At 52.6% G+C, this 22,942-nt stretch carries 18 protein-coding genes; 9 read left to right on the top strand and 9 right to left on the bottom strand.

What is annotated here, in order from left to right; translation table 11 throughout:
• Positions 1 to 58: 58 nt before the first annotated feature.
• The 3 genes from KTT_RS12220 to KTT_RS12230 form a co-directional block, all read right to left on the bottom strand.
• Entirely contained in the window at positions 59 to 436 is a 378-nt protein-coding gene (locus KTT_RS12220) for a response regulator (protein WP_126596237.1), read from the bottom strand.
• A gap of 570 nt (positions 437 to 1,006) precedes the next feature.
• Positions 1,007 to 1,654: a hypothetical protein gene (locus KTT_RS12225; protein ID WP_126596238.1), complete on the bottom strand. Its 648-nt coding sequence runs from the start codon at positions 1,652 to 1,654 to the stop codon at positions 1,007 to 1,009.
• A gap of 14 nt (positions 1,655 to 1,668) precedes the next feature.
• The gene (locus tag KTT_RS12230; RefSeq protein ID WP_162511803.1) at positions 1,669 to 2,679 is read right to left on the bottom strand and encodes an NAD(P)H-dependent glycerol-3-phosphate dehydrogenase; all 1,011 of its coding nucleotides are present in this window, start codon (positions 2,677 to 2,679) and stop codon (positions 1,669 to 1,671) included.
• A gap of 265 nt (positions 2,680 to 2,944) precedes the next feature.
• Here KTT_RS12230 and KTT_RS12235 point away from each other — a divergent pair, with 265 nt between their 5' ends.
• From KTT_RS12235 to KTT_RS12255, 5 genes are all read left to right on the top strand, one after another.
• Positions 2,945 to 4,825, top strand: coding sequence for an alpha-amylase family glycosyl hydrolase (locus KTT_RS12235; protein WP_160145820.1), 1,881 nt, complete (start codon positions 2,945 to 2,947; stop codon positions 4,823 to 4,825).
• A gap of 111 nt (positions 4,826 to 4,936) precedes the next feature.
• Entirely contained in the window at positions 4,937 to 5,407 is a 471-nt protein-coding gene (locus tag KTT_RS12240; protein WP_126596241.1) for a MarR family winged helix-turn-helix transcriptional regulator, read from the top strand.
• A 395-nt stretch (positions 5,408 to 5,802) separates the two neighbouring features.
• A complete protein-coding gene (locus KTT_RS12245; RefSeq protein WP_126596242.1) occupies positions 5,803 to 7,056 on the top strand; it encodes a sugar ABC transporter substrate-binding protein in 1,254 nt (417 codons plus the stop codon).
• A gap of 132 nt (positions 7,057 to 7,188) precedes the next feature.
• Positions 7,189 to 8,109, top strand: a complete 921-nt coding sequence (locus KTT_RS12250; RefSeq protein ID WP_126596243.1) for a carbohydrate ABC transporter permease — start codon at positions 7,189 to 7,191, stop codon at positions 8,107 to 8,109.
• A complete protein-coding gene (locus tag KTT_RS12255) occupies positions 8,106 to 9,077 on the top strand; it encodes a sugar ABC transporter permease (RefSeq protein WP_126596244.1) in 972 nt (323 codons plus the stop codon). Before KTT_RS12250 ends, KTT_RS12255 begins: the two co-directional genes overlap by 4 nt.
• 71 nt (positions 9,078 to 9,148) lie before the next feature.
• Here KTT_RS12255 and hpt read toward each other — a convergent pair whose 3' ends face one another.
• Positions 9,149 to 9,733 (bottom strand): hypoxanthine phosphoribosyltransferase, encoded by a 585-nt coding sequence (gene hpt, locus KTT_RS12260; protein ID WP_126596245.1) that lies wholly within the window; start codon positions 9,731 to 9,733, stop codon positions 9,149 to 9,151.
• 19 nt (positions 9,734 to 9,752) lie between these two features.
• Positions 9,753 to 11,228, bottom strand: coding sequence for a tRNA lysidine(34) synthetase TilS (tilS, locus tag KTT_RS12265; protein ID WP_126596246.1), 1,476 nt, complete (start codon positions 11,226 to 11,228; stop codon positions 9,753 to 9,755).
• A gap of 101 nt (positions 11,229 to 11,329) precedes the next feature.
• Here tilS and def point away from each other — a divergent pair, with 101 nt between their 5' ends.
• A complete protein-coding gene (gene def, locus KTT_RS12270; RefSeq protein ID WP_126596247.1) occupies positions 11,330 to 11,836 on the top strand; it encodes a peptide deformylase in 507 nt (168 codons plus the stop codon).
• A gap of 73 nt (positions 11,837 to 11,909) precedes the next feature.
• Here the strand turns inward: def and KTT_RS12275 are convergent, their stop codons facing one another.
• Both KTT_RS12275 and KTT_RS12280 read right to left on the bottom strand, forming a co-directional pair.
• The gene (locus tag KTT_RS12275) at positions 11,910 to 12,278 is read right to left on the bottom strand and encodes a hypothetical protein (RefSeq protein ID WP_126596248.1); all 369 of its coding nucleotides are present in this window, start codon (positions 12,276 to 12,278) and stop codon (positions 11,910 to 11,912) included.
• Positions 12,279 to 13,210: 932 nt separating this feature from the next.
• Positions 13,211 to 13,396: a helix-turn-helix domain-containing protein gene (locus KTT_RS12280; RefSeq protein WP_126596249.1), complete on the bottom strand. Its 186-nt coding sequence runs from the start codon at positions 13,394 to 13,396 to the stop codon at positions 13,211 to 13,213.
• 685 nt (positions 13,397 to 14,081) lie between these two features.
• Between KTT_RS12280 and KTT_RS12285 the strand changes: the two genes are divergently transcribed.
• Together KTT_RS12285 and KTT_RS12290 are read left to right on the top strand one after the other, a co-directional pair.
• Positions 14,082 to 14,690, top strand: a complete 609-nt coding sequence (locus tag KTT_RS12285; protein WP_126596250.1) for an RNA polymerase sigma factor — start codon at positions 14,082 to 14,084, stop codon at positions 14,688 to 14,690.
• Positions 14,691 to 14,734: 44 nt separating this feature from the next.
• Entirely contained in the window at positions 14,735 to 15,787 is a 1,053-nt protein-coding gene (locus tag KTT_RS12290) for an ABC transporter ATP-binding protein (RefSeq protein ID WP_218030878.1), read from the top strand.
• Between the two features lie 83 nt (positions 15,788 to 15,870).
• Here the strand turns inward: KTT_RS12290 and KTT_RS12295 are convergent, their stop codons facing one another.
• Positions 15,871 to 16,068, bottom strand: coding sequence for a helix-turn-helix domain-containing protein (locus KTT_RS12295; protein ID WP_126596251.1), 198 nt, complete (start codon positions 16,066 to 16,068; stop codon positions 15,871 to 15,873).
• Between the two features lie 724 nt (positions 16,069 to 16,792).
• On the opposite strand from KTT_RS12295, the gene KTT_RS12300 reads away from it, so the two are divergent.
• Positions 16,793 to 19,510 carry a winged helix-turn-helix domain-containing protein gene (locus tag KTT_RS12300; RefSeq protein WP_160145821.1) on the top strand — a complete coding sequence of 906 codons (2,718 nt, stop codon included), beginning with the start codon at positions 16,793 to 16,795 and terminating at the stop codon, positions 19,508 to 19,510.
• 2 nt (positions 19,511 to 19,512) lie between these two features.
• Here the strand turns inward: KTT_RS12300 and KTT_RS12305 are convergent, their stop codons facing one another.
• Complete coding sequence (locus tag KTT_RS12305; RefSeq protein ID WP_160145822.1) at positions 19,513 to 22,290, bottom strand: winged helix-turn-helix domain-containing protein; 2,778 nt, start codon at positions 22,288 to 22,290, stop codon at positions 19,513 to 19,515.
• Positions 22,291 to 22,942 lie beyond the last annotated feature (652 nt).

Genomic DNA, 22,942 nt, shown 5'->3' on the forward strand with positions numbered 1-22,942 from the left:
GCTCATGAGCCTCCCCATTTATTTTAATGAGACTTTTTTGTGAGCGCCTGCGGCTCGACTAATTGTGAACGCGTTGAGAAGGGGAAAGATGCCTGGCAACTATGTCGATGAGCACATCCACGTCAAAGGGCTTCTCCAAAAAATCATCGGCCCCACCTGCGTCGGCTACCTTACTAGCATCGGAATGTGCTGAAAGCATAATAACGGGAATATGCCTGGTTGCCTTATCGCTCTTCAGTTTTCTACAAATCTCGCGACCATCGTCACCTGATAAAAGCACATCCAGTAAAATAAGGTCGGGCAGATCGTCGGCGATATTTTGTAAGTCATCCTTATTGGTTGCGGTACGCACAACGTATCCTTCGCCCTCCAGTACTATTTGTACGACCTCGACTATTCCCTCGTCATCATCAACAACCAGGATGTGATGTCCCATGTGTCTGTCTGCCTTTCAAAACGTGGTAAAACGTCTTGATGCTACCAGGCCCGCTCTTGATCGGCTGCGACAGCCTCTTTTGACACATTTTACCACTTTGTTGTTCATCGATTGCTAGAACTGTTGTCAGCCCTGTTAAAAATTCTCAAGCTTTGATTGTACACGAATGGTTGTGATGGAGGAGTAAGAAAAGTGTTACCTGGTACTTTCAATCCTCTCCATATCATTCTATCATCATTTCAATCGTGTAGAACCTCAGCTTTAAGACCCGGACTACCTGGCTGGAACGTCTCCAAACGTTCACTATGCCTTGCTGAACCCGGGCAAGTTGTCAGATAGAAATTATTAGTTTGCCCTCCTGGTTTGGGATGCACGGGCCGCGCTCAAAGAGCACCAGATAGATAAAAACGCAATGGTTCCCTAATAAAGAACCGGTCTCTGAAGGGTTTTGTGGCACCCTCTGTTCTCCTGGTTTTTGATTGAGAGTAAGAATCAGATACTCAAGTATATCATATAGTAGATAGTGGCATTTCAGATAGTAGTTTTGGCTCTCCCTATTGGTTCTCGTTGCTAAGAGGCATTGGCGGCTTTATCCCAGGGTAACTGTTGCCAGCGATTCAGCTGGGCAAAACCAAAGCCGGCAGCGGTGAGGGTGCCCTTAAAGCCAGCTGGCACCATCTCAAAATGCGTAGCCAGATTACGAGGGAAGATGCCCAGATCGAAGACCCATGGATCGCCCGCCGTCTCGACAATGGCCCGCCAGACCTGGTTTTCCTGCCACTCATTGGTAAAATATGCTCCCACCTCGTTAAACTCGCGGGCCAGTATCTGCAAAATACTCCAGATGCTCGCGCCGGCCTCTTGCGTATAAGGCGCAGGAATATCTTCCTGCAACTGTTCGCTATCGACCAGAAAGTTCAAACCGAGCCAGGAGGGTAGCTCCTCCAGACTGGGGACGGCTGGTTGCGTATAGAGCGAAACCTCTATACCCGCGCACTCAAGCGTAGGTGCATCGGGTGGTGCCAGGCGCAGGGGCGCGGCATAAATATCGCCAAAGGCATCATTGTCGTTGCCTGGCCAGGTAATTTCCGTGACCCATGACAACACCTGCTGATCGTTGCAGCCCAGGAGTTGCAGCGTATGCTGAAATCGCCGCAACACCTCGGGAAAGGTTGCCTGGGTACAGGAGGCAAAAGTTTGTATCTGTGCTTGTGACATATTCTTTCTCTTCTTTACAAATCTTCTAGCTCGCCTTTGGGATCACGCATCATCAGTTCCAGTACGGCTTTTCGTGGGTCCAGGCCCTCAAAGAGTATCTGGCTTAAGAGTCTGGCGATCGGCATCTCTACATTGTAGCGATCCGCCATCCGTAACGCGGCCCGGGTGGTTGAGACCCCTTCCGCCACGCTATGGGTGGATTTGAGGATATCGGCCAGCTTCTCTCCACCGGCCAGCCTCCGACCGAGCTGCTGATTGCGGCTCAAAGGACTGGCGCAGGTCCCCACCAGGTCACCCATACCCGCCAGGCCCGCGAAGGTCAAAGGATTCGCACCGGCCGCGACCCCCAGGCGCGAGATCTCCGCCAGCCCGCGTGTAATGATAGCCGCCTTCGCGTTTTCTCCATAGCCCAGGCCATCGTTGAAACCGGCGCCGATAGCGATAATATTTTTAAGCGCGCCACCCAACTCCACCCCAATCACATCGTTGGATGTATACACGCGGAAGGTATTGAAATTGATAATGTCCTGGGCTGCCCTGGCAACGTCCGCGTTATAGGCCGCGACCACGGCGGCCGTCGGCTTGCCTTCAGCCACCTCGCGCGATAGATTGGGACCGCTGAGGGCCGCGATCCGTTGTTGCGCATCTGGTATCTCTTCCGCGATTACCTCGGTCATGCGCTGCAGGCTGTTAATCTCAATGCCCTTACTGGCGTTCACCAGCAACGTCTGGCGTGAGAGATGAGGAGTCAGCAGCCGCAGATTTTCGCGCAATTTTTGTGAAGGGGTTACCAGTAGCAGCATATCCTTCTGCTGTACCGCCTCCGCGCTATCTGAGGTAACACGTACGGCCTCGGGAAAATGTATGCCTGGGAGAAACACACTGTTCTCTCTGGCATGCTGCATTTCAAGGGCCCGCTCCGGCCGGTGGTCCCAGATGGTGGCGGCGATGCCTTTGCGTGCCAGCAAGATCGCCAGTGTCGTGCCCCAGGCACCACTGCCAATGACACCAACAGATACCATCACAAAATCTCCTCTATCGATATGTACCGATACCATATGAGGTATCACCTGTACGAGTGTAGCGTACTACATAGGTGCAACCGGCTACTTTATATTACCAGCAGGTTGAACAAGGCCATTGTAACATAGTTAAGGATATCCCGGCTTGACAAACGGGCAAAAATAGTTAGACTTAGGATATAGTTTGCTTGTCAACTATATTTTTTTTTACGATATTGTGTAGAAGCCAGCATAGATGCCGGTTTCTAATGAAGAGGTACGTGTCGGAATGACTCAAGTTGTGGACTTCTTTTTTTCTCCCTATGCTTCCGCGCACACGCGACGTTTCAAGGCCGCGGTCGAAGATGGACTGGCGCATTTAAGCCAGATCCAACCGCTTGATCCCAGGCCCGGACAGGACGTTACGCTCTCCTTGTTTGTCAATGTGGACCGGCCCATTGAGCGGGTTGCCATATATTACACGACAGATGGTAGTGAGCCGGTTGGTGAAAGAGGTAGTGCCGAGCGAGGCACGGTTATTTTTGCCGAACCGACGGATCGGCAGCAGTATAACGCCGATTGCGGTCAGATAGCGCGTATCTGGCAGGCGGTGATACCTGCTCAGGAAGATGGGATCCTGGTGCGCTATCGTGCCGATGGTTGGAGCCTGAGTGATCCCTGTCTGCACTGGTATGCCGATCGGGTGGACCCTGTAACCATGCCGCAGAAAAAGGGACGTTGCTTCGCCTATCATGTTGATCGCTGGGAAGCGCCCGCGTGGTGGCATGAGGCCGTCGTCTACCAGATATTTGTTGACCGCTTTAGTGCGGCCCATGATGAGCCACCTCTACACAGCGAAGAGACGCGCGGCATCACAGACTTCTTTGGCGGCACTCTGCGTGGCATTCTCGAAAAGCTAGACTATATTCAAGCGCTGGGCGTCAACTGCCTGTGGCTCTCTCCTTTATTTGAGAGTCCCACCCATCATGGATATAATCCATCAGACTACCACCATGTCGCCAGGCGATATGGAACCGATGAGATGCTGCGGCGCTTAATTCAAGAGGCTCACCAGCGCGGTATGCGCGTCTTATTGGATTTTGTGGCCAATCATACCTCCGACGAGCACTTCGCTTTTGTCGATGCTCTCAGCAATCCAGATAGTTCCTATGCCAGCTGGTACGACTTTACAGATGAGCTACCGCATGCGTATCGCAGCTATGCCATGGTGCAGAGCATGCCTGAGCTGAGCACGGATGAGCCCGGTGTGCGTGAATACCTCAATGGAGCCGCCCTCTACTGGCTGGAGCATTATGGCGCGGATGGACTGCGGCTGGATTATGTCCCTGGTCCCTCACACGCTTTCTGGACCTCATTTCAGCAGGCCGTCAAAACGGCGCATCCCGACGCGCTGACCATTGGCGAGATCACCTCACCGATGTCCGAGATCGTCGATTACGCTGGTCGCATGGACGGCTTTATGGACTTCCCACTTTCCGCTATGCTACGGCGCACCTTTGCGCTGCGTGAGCACACCCTGCAAGAGCTCTTGAGCTTCCTGGATGCCCATAGCCAGCAGATTCCTCCAAGTATGAGCAAGGCGGTCGTCGTCGATAACCATGATATGCATCGCTTCCTCTGGTTGGCGGATGGACAGCGCGATCGCCTGAAGCTGGCCACGGCGTTCCAGATGACGCTCGAAGGAACGCCCATCATCTATTATGGTACTGAAGTCGGCCTGTCACAGAGCGATGACGCGCATAAAGAGAACGCCTATTGTCGCGCTCCCATGATCTGGGGCGAGCAACAGGACTATGATATGCTGGCCTACTATCGCCGCCTGGTCGCGCTACGCCATCAGTACCGGGTTCTGCAAAACGGAAAGCGGCGAAAAATTGTTGTTGAATCCGATGTTGATTCAGCACAAGTTGGTGCGTATATACGGTATAATAATGAAGATTATGTGCTGGTTGTTTTGAACAATAGCGAGCAAACGGCACATGTAAGCGTTCAATTGGATAATGTACTCAACGATGGTAGGCCGCTGCCCGCGCATCTATGTGCGATGCTTGCAAGGCCAGAAATGGAGGCCGTGCTCCCAATCCATGCAGGCCGGCTCGAAATCAGCCTGCCTCCATTGAGTGCTGAGATATGCGTATCTCAAAAATAGTTTTTGTTTAGAAAATTTACCACTAAATAGTTGACAATTAAACTGTTTGTCGGTATACTTTTCAATAGAAATTACCAGATCTTCCCTGGGGAAATGGGAAAGGTGATATTCATGGGTCCAGTTAGCAAGGGTGCTGGCATCGAACTCGAAATCTATCAGTTGTTGTCCAAAACGTTCATTTTGCTAGATGATAGCGATAATCGTTTCTTCGCCGACTATGGATTGAGTACCAGGCAGTATTGGGCATTACAGCATTTAGATGAAGTGCATGGTCGTTCGATGGTTGATTTAAGTCGGTTGCTGATAACCGACAAGAGCAATGTCACAGGAATTGTAGATCGCTTGCAACATCTTAATCTAGTCAGGCGAGTTCCAAGTGTACAAGACCGTCGGGTGACCCTGATCACGCTAACAGCGGAGGGAAGCCGTTTACGTGAGAAGATCGACACGCAACATACCTTACGCATTCGTGAGTTGATGAGCGTGCTGGATATTTCTAAACAAAAGATACTCTTTGAGTGTCTAACATCGGTAAGTCAGAGCATTGAAAATGAGTTGCACCAGGTCGATACTGGTCAATAGGGATAACTGTTCGTATTCTTTGAGCTCTGGTACAGCAGCGTTGCGGTAATAACTGAGACGTTGGCCCGTGGGTTGGCATGCCATCGATAGATTGGCTCACTTCACGGTCGCCAATTATTTACCTCTCATGCACACTCTGCCCGTATACCGTTCAACATATACACAGATCATCCCCCTTTTTTCAAAAACGCAGGCTATATCGGCTCTCGGCTTGTCTTATAAGTAAGAACAAAGTCTGGAAAGCTGACTCCCAGGTTTTCTTTTGCAAGCTGATGCTCAGCTCGTGCTAACCCCTTATGCCTTGTATAGGCATAAGGTTATCAGGACATGATGTTTTTCGTCTATGGATGAGAACAAGAAAAAGTTGAGTTTAACTATATTTGGAGGATTAGATCATGTTATCTAAACGCGTGATCACGAGTTTCCTTTCACTGGCCATGTTGTGCGCCCTGTTGATCTCGGCGTGCGGTGGCAATGCCGACGGAGCGAAAAGTTCGGGCCCATCGAATCAACCCGAGACCATTACGATCTGGCACAGCTGGCAGGGCGACTACTTAAATGCCAAGAAGGCCATCTTTGACGCCTACCATAAGCAGCATCCAAACATCACTATCAAGCTGGTGCAACAGGATCAGCTGGTCGACAAATCCATCACCGCGCTCAAGGGTGGTAAGGGACCGGATATTATCGCCTGGACCGACGACTCCCTGGGCCAACTGGCCGCCAGCCACATGGTTGTGCCGATGGATCAGTACCTGAGCTCTGATTACATCAAATCGACCTTTACTCCTGCCGCCGCCAAGGCTGTGACCTACAATGGCAAGATCTACGGCGTACCCGAGACCACTGAAGCTATCACCATCATGTACAACAAGCAGCTGGTCAAAGACACGGATATGCCCAGGACCACGGATGATATGCTGAACTTTGCCAAAACTTACCAGCAGAAGAATCCGGGCAAGTATGGTATCGTGTGGCCAACTGAGGACGCCTACTTCAACGCTCCCTGGTTCTATGGCTTCGGTGGCAACTACGTGACCGAGGATGGAAACGTTGGAGTCAATTCCTCCAGGTCCCTGCAGGCGGCTCAATTCATCAGCTCTTTCCGCCCATACATGCCAAAACAGATCAGCTATGATATCGCCTCCTCTCTCTTTACCGAGGGCAAAGCGGCCGCCATCATCAACGGTCCATGGTCTTATGCCGACTATGCCACCAAGTCCAAAATGGATATCGGTTTTGCCCAGCTGCCAACTATCTCTGGCCTCAATACTCCAGCGACCCCATTCGTAGGCGTAAAGTCGCTGTGGATGACCAAGATCGCGAAAGATCCAGCTACCGTGGCCGACATCATGAAGTTCTACACCAACAAAGACAATCAGCTAAGCATGATCAAAGCTACCAGCGAGATCCCGGCCAACGCCGCCGCTGCTTCTGACAAGGCGGTGACCGATAACGCAGCCATCGCTGCCTACGCAACCCAGGTCAAAGTCGGTGTTCCGATGCCCAACACTCCTTACATGTCCGCTTTGTGGAAGCCTGTACAGGATGCCCTGACCGCGGTGTGGTCAGGTAGCCAGTCCGTCAACGCCGCCTTCAACGCTGCCCAGAAAGCCGGCGAACAGGGCGTCAAGGGCATTAATTCCTAAATCCGTCAGCATCTAAACAATTGTTGTGCTGGGGAAGGCACAATGCTCATTCCCCCAGCACAGCATAACAATTTTGAAAGGCTCTACTCTCATGCTGAGTGTACCTGACGTTCTCAGAAGGAGCGAGTAGCAATGTTCAGAGTCAAACGTTCACAGATTTTTCTCTATCTGCTACCGATGCTGCTAACCATTGCGGTTATTAACCTCACTCCCATTATCTATACCATCTATCTCTCGCTCACCAACAATACGCTATTCAATAACGAATACAACTTTGCGGGTCTGAACAGCTATACCTACTGGTTTAGCGTTGCCAACGGCGATTTAATTTATGTGTTAGGGATCACTTTGCTGTATGTAGCGGTCTGTATCGCACTCTTTTTAATCATCGGCCTGGCGACCGCGCTGGCACTCAATAATCAGAAGGTAAAGGGGCTGCCCTTCTGGCGCGTGGTATTGCTGGTACCCTGGGCGACGCCATACGCGATTACCTCCTTGATCTGGAAGTTCCTCTTCAACTATGACTTCGGTCCCCTTAACCAGATCGGACGCGTCTTCTTTGGTCCCAAATTTGGTATTCCCTGGTTGACCGATCCCACCTGGGCCTTTATCGCCGTAGTAATGGTCAACGTGTGGCTCTCGTATCCCTTCTTCACCGTGGTGATTCTGGGCGCGCTCCAGAGCGTGCCGGCGGAACTGGGAGAGGCCGCCAACGTCGATGGCGCCAACGCCTGGCAGCGCTTCCGCGCCGTGACATTGCCCTTGCTGATCCCTGCCATTACGCCCGCGACCATCCTGAGCGCGATTACCACCTTCCAGATGTTCGGAGTTGTCTACTTGATCACGCAGGGAGGTCCAATCACCAGCGCCGATAAACCGGGTGCCACCTCATTTGTCATGGTGTATATCTACAACAAAGTGCTGGGTCAGAACGCGGGTAACATCCACTATGCGCAGATCGCCGCTTTCGCCATCCTGGTCTTTATTGTACTGGGCTCGGTAACGTTCCTGACCCGTACGCTGGGTAGTTCCTCAAAGGAGGCTATGGCATGAGCAAAAATATCACCACAACTGCGCCGAAGCCGGTTCCTGCCACAGATGACGTTGTATCGCCTGTGGAGTCGACCGAGCACAGACGCTATCGCGCCCGCATCGATGCCAAGATTCGCCGCCGCAAAGTGACGACCGCTTTTCAGCTCAGCTTGATCTATATCTTCCTGATCGTGATGACCACCTTCGCGCTGTTCCCGATTTATTTCGTAGTGCAGGCGTCATTCGCTGGCAGCCAGAACCTGTACACGACGGATCTCCACCTGTTGCCGGTAAATCCCAGCCTGGATAACTATGTCTATGCCTTTACGCAGGAGCCACTGCTGGCCTGGCTGGGCAACACACTGTTTGTCTGTGGTTTATCGACCGTAGTAGGACTCTTCTTTTCGATGACCGGCGCGTATGCGCTCGCGCGCTTTCGCTTCCGGGGTCGTCGCATGTCCCTGAACCTCCTGCTGGTCCTCCAGTCCTTCCCCGGTCTGCTGGCCATCAGCGCCTACTACTATCTATTGCAGTATCTCAATCTGCTGGATAGCGCGCCCTTGTTTGGCCTGGCCCTGATCTATGTGTCTACCTCGATCGTGTTTAGCTGCTGGAATATCAAAGGTTACTTTGACACGCTGCCGGTTGAACTGGACCAGGCGGCTATTATTGATGGCGCTACGATGTGGCAGGCTTTCTGGCGTGTCGTTATGCCCCTGGCGACGCCCGCGCTGGCTGCCTCGGGACTTCTAATCTTCGTTGGTGGCTGGAGCGAGTTCGCGATCGCCAACTACATCTTGAACGCCAACGATACCGGCTCAAATCTCACCTTTATCCTGGGCCTCTATCGTCTGCAGGGTGACTTCCGTACCCCGTGGGGTTACTTTGCCGCCACATCGATCATCATATCCGTGCCGCTGGTAATCGTCTTCTTATTCGCCCAACGCTTCTTCAAATCTGGTCTCACCGTCGGTAGCGTCAAAGGATAGAACAATGCGATATGCATAAAAGAGACCGCCCGCGGCGCGCCGCGGGCGGTCTCTTTTATGCATATCGCATTCTATACTTCTTCGGCCATGCTTTTGTGTTGTTTGGCGGGTTCGCTGGTTTCTGAGTAGACGGATGGTTTCAGGATGCCGATGTAGGGAAGGTTGCGGTAGAGCTGAGCGTAATCGAGTCCATAGCCGACGACAAATTTATCGGGAATGGTAAAGCCATAGTAGTCGATGGGCACGTTTTTGAGGCGGGGACGCTCTTTATTGAGCAGGGAACAGATCTTCAGGCTGAGTGGATTGCGGCGTCGCAGCAGATCGACCAGGTAGTGCAGGGTGAGGCCACTATCGATGATATCCTCGATGATCAGCACGTGTTTCTGATCGATCGGGCCCTCAAGATCTTTGATGATGCGCACGATGCCGCTGGACTGCGTGGTGTTCCCATAGCTGGCGACTGCCATATAATCGATCTCCAGTGGCAGATCAATGGCGCGGGCCAGGTCAGCGATGAAGGGGACGGCCCCTTTTAAGGTTCCCAGCAGGAGCAGGTTTTTGCCAGTATAATCGAGGGCGATCTGTTGTCCCAGCGATGTGATTTTTTCCTGTAGTTGTGCTTCTGAAATGAGAATCTCTTCAATATCTTGATGCATGTGTTCCTCTTTTATTATTTCATAATGAATGGTTGATCGACAGGCGAATGATCCTGCGGGTGGTTTCGGTCAGGCGTACCCGGTGATCGAGGTGGACGCCACCTAGCCAGATACAGCGTGTGCCTGAAAAGAATAGGGGTAGCTGCGCGCGCTCCTCGCGTGGAATATGCCTATCGATCAAAACCTCTTTAACTTTTTTCTCCTGCTTCATACCCAGTGGCTGAATACGATCGCCATCCCTGCGTGTGCGCACGCGCAGATCAGGAGCCGCAATATCTCCTGTCAGTGTGTCCGCGTCCACATAAACAGTATGTGGCGTTATCGGCAGAAGGCGCCAGACCGTTGACCAGTCCTGCCGGCGGAGGGCGGCTTGCACCTGTTTTGTGACGCTATCCGCGACCCACTCGGCTCGCGCGGTCCAGGGCGTACCAGGAACGGCGATACTGGCGGGCAACGAAAGGGTCACCTCGTGAAGAGGTGACTCCCTATTATCTTTGCCCGCTTGTTCAGAAATATATTTGAAGACTAGTATATCACCTCTGCGCATGGCGTGAAGGTGTTGTGGGAGATGGAGGGTAATTGTTTCGTTGGTAGCTGGTCGCTGCAGCAAACGGTCCAGCAATTGATAGTGACGGGCTTCTAGCGGAGATTGACCCCCTGCCAGGTGGGCGCTGGCCCGTCGGAGCAGATGGTGCTGTAAGCTGGGATGGAGAAGCTGCAATGGAGGAATGGATAGCTGCAACTGGTCCGATTGTTGTTGCAGAACGATCTGTGGCCACCACTGGTCCACCTGAGCATTGATCCAGGCGAAATCTGTTTGTAGCACCTCGGCGTTGCGCAGCAGCGTGTCGCGGAAACCGGGATTCATCGCTTCGAGCAGGGGCAGGAGCTCGTGGCGAATGCGGTTGCGCATAAAGCGTACATCGCTGTTGCTGAGATCTTCAACCGGCACCAATTGATGTTGTGCGCAGTACGCCAGCGTGTCCGCGTGACGCACGGCCAGCAGGGGACGGATAATATCCTGCTGCCGCGGCTGGAGTCCCACCATACTGGCGATCCCGCCACCGCGTAGCCAGTGGAGGAGCAGCGTCTCCACCTGGTCATCCAGGTGATGGGCGACCGCGATTGGCTGTCCCTGCGCCACTTCGCGTAAGAAACGGTAGCGGGCCACGCGGGCTGCCTCCTCAATAGAGCGATGCTCGCGCTGCGCTAGAGTGGTGACATCTACGCGGCCCAACGTTACTGGTAGTTGCCAGGCGCGAGCAATGTTGGCCACCGCCTCTTCATCCCGTTCGCTCTCCCGACCGCGCAACTGGTGATTCAGATGGGCCACATGCAGCGATACCAGTGGATAGCGTTTAGCGGGTCCACAGAGCTGATGCAGCACGTGCAGCAGGCATAGCGAATCGGCCCCACCCGACACCGCCACAACCACGCGGCCCTGTGCGGGCAGCAAATGATGCTCCTCAATAGTAGAGGTTATGATCTCCAACATGTTTGCGTATTACCCCTCTGGTATGGTACGATTAAGGTCAATTATAACACTAATGTTTTGATAGTTTGCTAGCGTGTCGTGTAGGGGTATTGAGAAGAATTATGGCCATTCGGAAAATTATTACCACTGAAAATCCAATTTTACGTCAGAAAGCCAAGAAGGTCCATCGTTTCGATCCATCGCTGCAGAGGCTGGTGGACGACATGTTTGAGACCATGCGTGAAGCGAATGGCGTAGGGCTGGCAGGGCCACAAATTGCGCAATCGATCCGTGTCTTTGTTGCTGAATACGAAGATCGGAAGGTAGCAGTTTTTAATCCTGAGATCGTCAAGGCGGAGGGTGAAGAAAAGGGACCCGAGGGCTGTCTGAGTATCCCGGGATACATTGGTGAGAACATTCGTCGCGCGACCAAAGTTGTTGTAAAGGGACAGGATGTACGTGGTAAGGCTATTCGAGTCAATGCTGAAGGCTGGTTTGCCCGTATTCTCCAGCACGAGATCGATCACCTGGATGGTATTCTCTTTATCGATCGCCTGGATAGTCCTGAAGATCTGCGTGAGGTAAGGGAAGGTGACCTTGAAGAAGGTGAGCCAGCCTTAGCCGAGTAGACGCATACAGAGAAAAGCGGCGCCCTTTCTCTCCATCTTGGGAGAGGGGCGCCGCTTTTCTCTATTAGAACGTTTATAATTTTTGTTGTTTACGTAAGATGGTCAGACGATTAGATCCCAGGTGTTGCTCACAGCCTGGGCATACATAGAATCCCTCTTCGCGATAGTGGAGTTCGTTGACGTGGAAGTAGAGATAGCAGATTCCGCAACGAGTCGCATCGGACTGACTGGCGATCTGGCGATCCTTTTCAAATAGATCTTTCAGCGATTGCACCATTTGCTCAAAGTCAAATCCACCAGGGGCCGGGCGCTCAATACCTAACGTACCCAGTGGAGGTAGGGCGCCGGTGCTGCTATTGGCTCGCGCTTCGCGACGACTCAGTGATGAACTGCCATTGTTCAATGTTCCACCCTCGGATCCACCTGTATAGTTATTGCTCAAAGCAAAAATCTCCAAAACAAATGCAAGGGGCGACACTTCAGTTATTATACCTTCCGGTAGGAGTGAAAGCAAGTCTTGCTTGTCTGTGCACTTGAGCGCCCCCGCCCGTTTTTTTTATATGGGCGCATGGAGCGCGCATGAGCGCGCTCCATGCGCCCATATAAAAACGGTGTGCAGCCACGTGCATGCTCGCTGGGGCATGCCTGAGCAGGCGCACCTGTGGTATGCCACAGTTATATGTGAGTTGGTGCGGCAGGTGCGCATGAGCGCGCTCCATGCGCCCATATAAAAATGGTGTGCAGCCACGTGCATGATCGCTGGGGCATGCCTGAGTAGGCGCACCTGTAGTATGCCACAGTTATATGTGAGTTGGTGCGGCAGGTGCGCATGAGCGCGCTCCATGCGCCCATATAAAAATGGTGTGCAGCCACGTGCATGATCGCTGGGGCATGCCTGAGCAGGCGCACCTGTGGTATGACACAGTTATATGTGAGTTGGTGCGGCAGGTGCGCATGCGCACCTGCCGCACCAACTCACAAAAAAATAGGGCAGCCGCGCATGCGGCTGCCTGTGCGGGGGCGCTTATGCGCCCCGATAAGAGGAGGGAGCAGACACATTCTTATGTGATGAGAGTGGTTGCAAACGAGAGGAGAGGGATAATGGGAGAGATTGGAGTCAGGATCTTTGGATCATCATGGGGGGCATGGCATAGCGATGATCTATGATAAATGGTCACCGTCTCTCAACTGTGCTCGTCATGGATCACTGGTGGCGAAGAAATACGCATCGTCCGACGGTAAGCTTGTGGAAGCTAAATCAGACGATGGACAGGCACATAGTGGAAGGCATAATCGTGTACTACTCAGGCGCCATAGCAGCTGGCGCGCCGTTGCGTTAGCCAGGAATTTCCTTGCTGTATTGGTAGAGATACATTATTGAATACTATTGTCACCAAGAACACGATCCAGTGTTTCACGTTTTATACGATATACCTGCCTGGAATGCACATGTGGTAACACTACTGCCTCTAATACTCCCTGTTTTACCCACCTGCGTACTGTTGCATCGTCAACGCGCAGAATGCGGGCAACCTCTGATACCGTCAACAAATTGCTCATGTGGCTCCTCCTACCTTAAATTTCGACTTTGCCCTTTGCTGTAACAAAAAGATGTATGAGAATCTTCATACAAGTACATTGTATAAATATTGTATAATATTGATGAAGACTTGTAAAGGTTTATAAAAGGAGATTTTGGATGGGTTATGAAACAGATATGACTTTTTTTGTTTGAAAGTAACGTTAGGTGCATAGCTAAAAAAAGCGGTGCGTAGAATGCTACACTTAATTGTGATATTCATAGCTCTTCTGTGACTATCAGTTGTTTGTTCGACTGCAAGTTGTAAAGCCAATTATAGATTGTTTTGCGGGGTATAGCAGGAATATGCTGAAGATGGGGGATATCTTCAAGCTGCGCTTTAGATGTGGTGCCGCCTGACGGCGGCACCACATCTAAATAACGGGGATGGCCTCGGGTTCGACGCCCGAGGCCATCCCCGTTATGAAAAAAGAGAGGGAGGGCTGGTGGATGAGTTCAGTAGTTGATGAATCGTCCTTTTGGGGGATGAAATTTCCTCAACAATCCGCTACACTTCTGAGCAAGCACACGAATATATGGTAACGTGGGAGAAGGGAGAAAAGAGACAGCGCTGTAATGCACTACTGTAGTGCGCCCATACTATCCTCAGGTAATACTAACTAAACGGCTTCGCAAAGGGACGCGTTTGTTAGAAAGGATCCTCTCATGCAAAAGCAAGAATACGTTCCTTCTAAATGGCAAGAGTTCTCTGATGGTGTCCTGGTGCGTGAAGTGCTGGCGGGCAACCAGGTGGTTTTTGAGGCGCTGGTTGAGCGGTATCATACCATGCTTTATCGCTTTATTTATCATCACCTGGGTGAGTATGACCAGGCCTGCGACGTATTGCAGCAGGTATTTCTCAAGTTGTATATCGCTCTGCCGAACCTTCCAACGGGCGAACAACTGAAGCCGTGGTTATTTCGTGTGGCGCAGAACTGCTGTCGGGACGAACTGCGTAAGCGGCGTCGTAGACGGGTGACGCTGTTCTCAGCGTTAGAGTGGCAATCTGAAGAAGAGGAGATGCCTCCCCTGGCGGCCATTCCTGACACCCATCCTTTACCGGAAGAGATCGCGGAATATCATGATATGCAGCATGCGCTCCAGCAGGCCATTCAGGCCCTGCCGACCAAGTTCCGCTCGGTTGTTTTGTTGCGCTATCTCTATCAATGTAGCTTTTCTGAGATCGGGCAAGTGTTGGAGATGCCGATGACCACGGCCAAAACGTATTACTACCGCGCCTGCACCAAACTGCGCGCCTCCCTGCAGTCCCGCTAGAAAAAAGAGCGTCTATACACAGCTGAAGAAAGGATAGGGTGTGTATGGGTGATCTACCAAAGATAGCCAGTCATGACCAACGGCCATCACAACATGCTGAGATGGTGGTGCGTACCGAGGAGTTGACCAAGCGTTTTGACACCTTTATCGCCGTTGATCACCTGGGCATCGAGATATATCGTGGAGATGTCTACGGACTGCTCGGTCCCAATGGATCTGGTAAAACCACGACGATCCGTATGTTGCTGGGGCTGATTCATCCAACTTCGGGCCAGGTGACGACGCTGGGATATGCTATGAGCGATGAGAAGCAGCGCTATCGTGCCTTACAGCATGTAGGGGCGATTGTCGAGCAGCCTGTTTTTTATCCTTTTTTGACTGGTCGAGAAAATCTGCGTGGAGTGGCTACCTTTGGGTGCATGGCGCGTAACCAGGCTACTGAGGAGCGTATAGAGGAGGTGCTGGAGCTGGTTGATATGGCCACGCGTGCCAACGATAGCTACAGCAAATATTCGCTAGGTATGAAGCAGCGCCTGGCGCTGGCCGCGACCCTCGTGCATTATCCACAACTGATTATTTTAGACGAACCGACCAATGGACTCGATCCGGCCGGGGTGGTTGAGATACGCGAGTTGATCGGTCGCCTGTCGCGACAAGGTATTACAATCCTGTTATCGAGCCATCAACTCCATGAGATTCAACAGGTCTGCTCGCGGGTAGCCATTATCAAGCGCGGTAAGTTGCTGGTACAGGGGAATGTACAGGATCTTCTTTCAGAGCAACAATGTATCTTATTGAGCTTTGCCGAACCGGACCTGTTACAGCAGGCCGAGTTGTTTTTGCATACGCAGCCAGAAGGGGAGCAGAACTGGATGCGTCACGCTCGCATCGTGACGGCCCCCGCCAACACTGGATGGACGCCGCCGGGAGGACAGCTACTGGAGGTTGAGGCCACCATGGAGCAGGCGGCGGCCGTAAATGCTTTTCTCGCCGAACGCGGTATCTACGCAACCGAGATTCGCCGCCGCGAAACCAGTCTGGAACAATATTTCCTTGAACTAACCGCGACGCCGCTGCACGTCATTTCTCAGGATTAAATGCTTCCCGTTACTTTGGACTCGCAAGCAGTGATGAAGATCTTTCCACGAGGGTCGCCTTCATCACTGCTCGTAGACTTTCTCTATACGGGTAAGGCCGGTTGATTGAGCAGTGTATCAATGGTGCTGCGGCGTACGCGATACGCCTGGCGCTTGCCGACGTGGGGAAGCGAGACAGCCTCAAGGGTGCCGTGCTTGATCCAGCGGCGTACCGTTGTATCGTCCACGCGTAAACGACGTGCCACCTCTCGTACTGTCAGCAGTTCATCAGTTTGTTCCATGGTCATATACCCTCCAATTTCGTTTGTTATCGTATCTTATACATGGCTAGATCTTGCGCAGGTTAACCCTTTGTTATTCCTCGCATGTCTGGTCTACTCAATCTAGCCAGGCCTGGGCCAGGCATTATGACAGGAAGACATGCTCTCCTTGATGAAAGACCCTCTCGCCTGAGAAGTTCTTGACACTTCTGTCTGCCCCTTTCACTTACGATCACATGTGCAAATAAGCCTTCTCGCTATGCTCAGCTACAGTACAATGTTGTTACAGCATTAGTATAGTGAGGACGTGATAGTGTGTGTTCCACCGTAGGGTGGATAAAAAGGTAGGATCAACACATGTACGTCTGTATGGTAGCAGTGAGTAGTTGCCTCATTATCCGACCCGGTAGGTTGGCATACTCAATGTGGTACTTGTATGATCAAGGGCGTATCAAGGTATCATTTTTTGAGCAGGACATTTTTTGCATAAGTTTTCGAAAAATATGGATTTGATGCCTCCTCAAAAATCATGTATTAAAGCATTTCCCTCCTGTATTGTTATTATAATGACGTAAAAAATAGTAACGTATTGATATGAGATCAATCTAAATACTGTATATATCTGCACAAGCCTATATAGATAGGTATGGATAAAGACCTTGAGTTTATTGTATAATAGTGATTAATTGCTCTTTGGGATCAGGTATCGCTAGCAGGGATGCGTGTTGGAAGAAAGAGGATGGAGATGGAGACTAGCCCGACCAGACAATTGCTGCTTGCGACGAAATTGACTATGCCCCAGAGCTACGCCCCTCTGCTTGTGCCGCGTACGTATCTCTACCATCAGTTAGAGCGTGGCGCGCACCATCCTTTAACGTTGATCGCGGCACCAGCTGGCTTTGGCAAGACCACTTTGCTGACGGCCTGGTTGCGGCAGCAATCCTCCTACCAGGTTGCCTGGTTATCTTTGGACAGCGATGATAACGACCTGGCCCGCTTCTGGTGCTACTGCCTGACCGCCTTTGGTCGCGCCAATCCGGATCTGGAGGTGCAGGCGCAGCGATGCCTGGATATACATCGAAATGATCCGATCAAAGATATGCTGGCCGCCTTCATTAATATTTTGACGACCTATCCCGATCCGTTGCTGTGCGTGTTGGATGACTACCAGCATATTCACCTGCCCGCCATTCACCAGTCTCTGGCTTTTTTTCTGGAGCATCTGCCGCTTCACGTTCATCTATTGGTCAGTACGCGAACCGATCCCGCCCTGCCACTGGTGCGTCTACGCGTGAGGGGACAGTTGCTGGAGATTCGTTCCGAGGAGCTACGCTTTGATCTAGATGAGACGGCTCAGCTATTCAATCATGGCATGAAGCTGCAGCTTGAGCCAGAGTATCTATGTGATCTACTGCGCGCCACCGATGGCTGGATCGCCGGTTTGCAGCTGGTTGGTATGGCTCTGCAAAAGATGCCTGAGCAGAAAGAACCACCCGTGACAATGTCCTCGCTCATCGCCATTAATCGCCATCTCTCCCATTATCTCAACGAAGAGATACTGATGACCTTACCTGATGATGTGCGTGAGTTTCTGTATATAACCTCTATTCTGGAACAAGTGAAGGCTGACCTCTGTGACGCGGTGACTGGTTGGGATAATGCCGAAGCGATGTTGGAATGGTTGGAGCGGGCTAATCTGTTTAGCGCTGTCCCGGATGAAGAAGGTGGTTGGCGTCGCTATCAGCGTTTCCTGCTGGAGTTCCTGCGCCAGCAGTTGTCCCAGAAATATGCCGAACGTCTGCCAGAGCTCCATAGTCGCGCCAGCCACTGGTATGAGCAGCACGATATGCCGCAGGAAGCGGTTGAGCATGCGCTGGCTGCCGGAGCTTATGAGCGGGCCGCCGACCTGCTGGAAGCGCACGCGTGGCCGCTCTGGATGCAGGGACAGATCCCATGTATTTTTGATTGGTTGACGCAATTGCATCCCTATATTGAGCTGCAGCAGCGCCCCGTGGTAGCCTATCTATCCGCCTGTATCTATCTCTACACGGGGCAATGGGAGCGCTATGGGTACGCGCTGGATATCGCGCGCCATAGCCAGCGGGGCCGCCAGGATAGCGAGATGCTCAGCTGTATCTACGATCTGCAGGCCTGTTATGCTATTTATACCGGTAATGGCAAGCAGGCGCTGACATATACGCAGCAGGCGCTGGACGCTAACCGCTATAAGCCCTTGCTGTCAAGCTTCTCACATGTGCTGCGCGGGGCCGCGCATCTGTGCGGCGGCGATATCCAGCAGGCGCAAGTTGAGCTGACGCTGGGACAGCGCATCGGCAAACAGATGAATAGTCCGATCGCCATCGCCAGCGGCCAGCTCCACCAGGGACGCCTGTACACTATGCAGGGTCAGCTGCGTGAGGCTATGAAGCTGTACCAGCAGTGCAGCAGCAATCGTAAAGATTGCATGGCCTGGTTTGCGCGCCAGGCCCATTTGCAGGCGGGCCAGCTCTACCTGGAATGGAATGAGTTGGTGCGTGCGCAGGAGCAACTCAGGATGGCACAGGAGGAGAGCGAGCAGATAGAGGGTGGCTCCGTCTATAGCATGCTTGCCGCCCAGCTGGCCTGGGCGGGTGGTAAGGTAGAGCAGGCCCTACAACTTCTGGACCAGGCCGAGGGCCTGCTTATGCATAAGGATGGCCAGACGTATGCGCTGGCACAGCTTGTCTTGCTGCGCACGCGTTATCGACTGGCGCTTGGTCATGTGGGACCTGTGCAGGGCATGTTGCAGAACAGCTATCCCTCCAATCTTGAGGAGCGCTCCGTGCTAGAGCAAGAGCTCTGGCTGCAGGCGAAGGCGCGTCTGCTGCTGGCCCGGCGGCGACCCGCCGAAGTCATACAACTGGTGCAGACGCTGCTACCAACTATCAAGGCGCAGGGACGTGTCGCCGACGAGCTGCAGCTCCAATTGCTACTGATACAGGCGCACTACGCGTCTGGGGATATTCGACGCACCAGGCACGTGCTGGAACACTGCCTGATACTGGCCGAGCCAGGGGGATACCGCCGCCTGTTTCTTGATGAGGGACACGTCTTGATGACTCTGCTCTCCGAGCTCTATCATCGCCATCAGAAACGTTATACTGGCGATCTGCATTCCCATGTGCTGGGCTATGTGCATACCCTGCTGCTCGAATTTGGATGTGATGTAGAGCCGCGCGACTGGAAGTCGTGGCAGAAGCGTGCGCAGCGCGCGCAAGCCTCACTTGAACAGCTCAGCGGTCGCGAACTAGAGGTTTTAAAGTTGATCGCCGAAGGAAACTCCAATCAGCAGATTGCTTCGACCCTGGTGGTGGCTGAAAGCACAATTAAGACTCACCTGAATAACATCTACAGCAAGCTCAATGTCAACTCGCGGTTGCAGGCTCTAACTAAAGCGCACACGGTTGGATTGCTTGAAATTTGATGTCATGGGAGGGGACGGGGTGGGGAGAGGGGTTCGGTATCTACCTCGCTGCGGCGCAGGACACCCAGGTCATAGGCGCGCGTGACGGCCTGCAGTCGTGTGTGCACGTGGAGCTTGGCATAGATGTTATTCAGATGCGTTTTAATGGTGCTAACGGTGACCACCAGTTTCTGTGCGATCTCCTGATTGGAGAGTCCTTCGGCAATCAGGGCCAGCACCATATACTCACGCTCGCTCAGCTTGTCGATCATCTCGTCTTCGTTTTCTTGCGAGATCAGCCAGCGCGGAGGCTGGGTCTCGGTACCCACCGATGAGAGCAGCGTATAGATATAGCCGGGCGAGCTATGGATGGTTTCCGCTGAGGAATGGCGCTGATAGCGGCTATACAGCTCCGTCAGCAGGGCGATCATTACCGCCCCTTCATCTACAAAACTGCGCATATAGGCGCCCGCCTCTCCCAGCAGCAGAGCCTGTTCAAGCTTCTGCAGTGTGTGCTGTGTATTGCCCTCGATGTGATAAGCCAGCGTCAGCAGCAGCAGTAGCTCTAATTCACTCTGGCTGCGGCCCTGCTGATGCGCTAGTTGATAGGCAGGCTCTAACAGCTGGACCGCCTGTTGCCCCTGTTCCTGAGCGATCAGCAGGCGTGCCTGTGTCATTAACCAGTACTCACGTTCATAGAGGAACATATCATCCGTCAGGGGTGGTGCATACTGTGTCTGCCATTGTCGGGCGGTAGTCAGGTCCCTCCTCGCCAGCAAGAAGTGCATGCGTAGCTCCGCCACACGTGCCAGAAAGGTTGGATTGGGTCCGAAGCGCTGCGAGCTATGTTCTGCCTGTATCAGCAGGGTCATCGCCTGCTCATGTTCCTCCTGCAGCCATGTCAGGCGAGCCTGAACCAGGTAGAGTTCGGCGGCCATATAGCCTTCGTCTGCGGCCTGTAGACTCAATAACCGGGCCTGCTGAATATGCTCCTGAGCATTGGTAACCTCATTCCGCTCGCGATAGATATCCGCCAGATAGACATGGGCGGCAATCACCGGCCAGCTGACTATGGTCTGTGCCTCACCACAGATCTGCTGAAAGGTCTGGATCGCGGTACGCAGGTTGCCCTGAGCCTTTTGCAGCAGACCATGATAGACCCCCGCCGCCAGGGCCACGGTGGTGTAGCTGTATTTTTGTCCCAGCCGATAGCTCTCGGAGAGGTAGTGGGCCGCCTGCACCAGTTCGCCCTGCAAGAGGTGCCCAGCGCCCAGGTGTAGCATGGTGCTGCAATAGAATGGCGAGGAACTATCTTCATCAATGAAAGCCAGCGTCTGTCGCGCATACTTTATCACCTGCGGACCATCACCACAGTAGAGGGCCACGCGGGCCCGTAGATCATAGACACGTCCGAGCATGTAGCGATGCTGTTTATCCTTCTGCCATAGCCTCGTAGCTCGTGTCAATGCCTGCTCATACACATCCATGCGAGCCTGCAGGAAGGCTGTATAGGCCTGTAAAAGGGAAAGCATGGGATGCGAGGCGATGAGCGCCTCCGGCAGGCTAGACAGCCACATCCGTACCAGTGAGTCCTCGCCACGCTGAATAAAGTGGCAGGCATGCTGTTCAATCAAACGTACCGCCAGTTCCATGTCTTCCGCCAGAATTGCATGTTTGATCACATCAATATCCATTCCTTGCTGCGCATACCAGGTGGCGGCCCGGTGATGGAGTTCGGGCAGTAATGTAGGATATTTCTGTTTCAGGCGATGCTGCAAAAGCTCCAGAAAGAGCTGATCGTAGCGATACCAGTATTGCTGATGATCCAGCGCATTTAAGAAGAGGTTATTTTGTTCCAGCCATTCCAGCATCATCTCTCCATCCGTGTTTCCGGTGACTGCATTGCATAGGGAGGCATTTAAGCGCTCAAGAATCGAGGTCTGGAGAAGAAATGTCTGTATGTGTTCGGGCAACTGCTGCAGGACCTCGTCGGTCAGATAGTGTAAGATATTGCGATTGATGCCTGAGAACGATTTGAGAAACTGCGCCATGGAGCCTTTGGCATCGTTGTCAGAGCGCCCCTGCAGCGAAAGGGCTGCCAGCTGCAGGCCCGCAATCCATCCCTCAGTATGCTTGCGGAGCGCAATGGTGTCATCAAGGCTCAAATTGAGATTCATGGCCTGGGTCAGAAATATGCCCGTTTCCTCATCGGTAAAGCGCAGGTCCTGGGTGCGCAGTTCAACCAGCTTGCCCTGTACGCGCAGACGTGCCAGTGGCAGAGGTGGATCGCGTCGGGTGATCAGGACGACATGCAGCCGTGGTGGCAGGTGTTCCAGCAGAAAGGTAACGCTCTGGTGTATAACCGGCGTACAGATGGTATGGTAATCATCGAGTACCAGCACGATATCCTCGGATAGCGTAATCGCGCTATTAATAAAGCGGGTCAGGATGGTCTCGATACCGGGCCCTCCTTGCCCACCCTGGCAGGAGGAGATCAAATCATTGAGCTCGGGCAGAAAACGGCTTAAAGCGGTGAGGATATAGCGCCAGAAGCGTACGATATCGTTGTCGGAAGGATCGAGCGAGACCCAGGCCGCCGGCAACTGCCGTTGCCGAATCCATTCACTGACCACCGTTGTCTTGCCAAAACCAGCAGGAGCCGTCACCAATAGCAAAGGACGTTGTAGGCCAGCATCCAGCGCCATGTACACATGGTCGCGAGGAATGATCTTCTTCAAGTAGTAAGGTGGAATTGCTAGCTTGGTTGTAATGATTTGCGGGTCTTGACTTCCTCGTTCCATCAGAGACTCCTTTTTTACGTGCTCGGTCAGGAATGTATAGCGCGATTCGCTTGTCGACAATGTGCTCCCCACCTTCTTTACTATCGGCGAGCAAGGTGGCATAGAACACTCATCAGTCAACAGTCAAACTATTCTAAACACATGAGGATGGTAATATTACAATACTGCTTATTTGCTTACCATAGTATAGCATGTAGGGATATGTCGGGTAAGCGATTGCGGGTAATGAAGCCTGTTTCCTCCATTTGGGCGATAGCCAGACCCATATTATCTGCATGGATGAATCCTCCTTCTGGTTGATGACATTCTGGCGGCGAAAAAGTACACTCAGAAGAACCAGAGATACGATCTCTGGTTTTGGCTGGTTAAGGGGTAGTGGTGATATGGGCCATCCCGAACTTTTGAAAAAGTTCCCAAAACCGGGGTGCAGGGTCTCTTTCATGTATAAGTTTTCAGGGGTGTCCCCTGAAACCCCGCCAGGGGCTGCCGCCCCTGGACCCCGCACCCCGGCAAAGAGATCCTGCACATCCCGCATTGAGAGCGCGGAACCCGCTTTTCAGATGTTTCAAACATCCGGGATGACTCATATCGCCAGGCCCTTTGTTTTGAGTATGCGCGGGGACATTAATGATGACATGTGATAGCCGAATAG

This window comes from Dictyobacter aurantiacus (assembly GCF_003967515.1).
Classification (GTDB): Bacteria; Chloroflexota; Ktedonobacteria; order Ktedonobacterales; family Ktedonobacteraceae; genus Dictyobacter; species Dictyobacter aurantiacus.

Bases quoted from the DNA above. Each gene is read 5' to 3' on its own strand.
- KTT_RS12220 (WP_126596237.1), bottom strand. From the start codon at position 436: ATGGGACATCACATCCTGGTTGTTGATGATGACGAGGGAATAGTCGAG.
- KTT_RS12225 (WP_126596238.1), bottom strand. From the start codon at position 1,654: ATGTCACAAGCACAGATACAAACTTTTGCCTCCTGTACCCAGGCAACC.
- KTT_RS12235 (WP_160145820.1), top strand. From the start codon at position 2,945: ATGACTCAAGTTGTGGACTTCTTTTTTTCTCCCTATGCTTCCGCGCAC.
- KTT_RS12240 (WP_126596241.1), top strand. From the start codon at position 4,937: ATGGGTCCAGTTAGCAAGGGTGCTGGCATCGAACTCGAAATCTATCAG.
- KTT_RS12245 (WP_126596242.1), top strand. From the start codon at position 5,803: ATGTTATCTAAACGCGTGATCACGAGTTTCCTTTCACTGGCCATGTTG.
- KTT_RS12250 (WP_126596243.1), top strand. From the start codon at position 7,189: ATGTTCAGAGTCAAACGTTCACAGATTTTTCTCTATCTGCTACCGATG.
- KTT_RS12255 (WP_126596244.1), top strand. From the start codon at position 8,106: ATGAGCAAAAATATCACCACAACTGCGCCGAAGCCGGTTCCTGCCACA.
- hpt (WP_126596245.1), bottom strand. From the start codon at position 9,733: ATGCATCAAGATATTGAAGAGATTCTCATTTCAGAAGCACAACTACAG.
- tilS (WP_126596246.1), bottom strand. From the start codon at position 11,228: ATGTTGGAGATCATAACCTCTACTATTGAGGAGCATCATTTGCTGCCC.
- def (WP_126596247.1), top strand. From the start codon at position 11,330: ATGGCCATTCGGAAAATTATTACCACTGAAAATCCAATTTTACGTCAG.
- KTT_RS12280 (WP_126596249.1), bottom strand. From the start codon at position 13,396: ATGAGCAATTTGTTGACGGTATCAGAGGTTGCCCGCATTCTGCGCGTT.
- KTT_RS12285 (WP_126596250.1), top strand. From the start codon at position 14,082: ATGCAAAAGCAAGAATACGTTCCTTCTAAATGGCAAGAGTTCTCTGAT.
- KTT_RS12290 (WP_218030878.1), top strand. From the start codon at position 14,735: ATGGGTGATCTACCAAAGATAGCCAGTCATGACCAACGGCCATCACAA.
- KTT_RS12295 (WP_126596251.1), bottom strand. From the start codon at position 16,068: ATGGAACAAACTGATGAACTGCTGACAGTACGAGAGGTGGCACGTCGT.
- KTT_RS12300 (WP_160145821.1), top strand. From the start codon at position 16,793: ATGGAGACTAGCCCGACCAGACAATTGCTGCTTGCGACGAAATTGACT.
- KTT_RS12305 (WP_160145822.1), bottom strand. From the start codon at position 22,290: ATGGAACGAGGAAGTCAAGACCCGCAAATCATTACAACCAAGCTAGCA.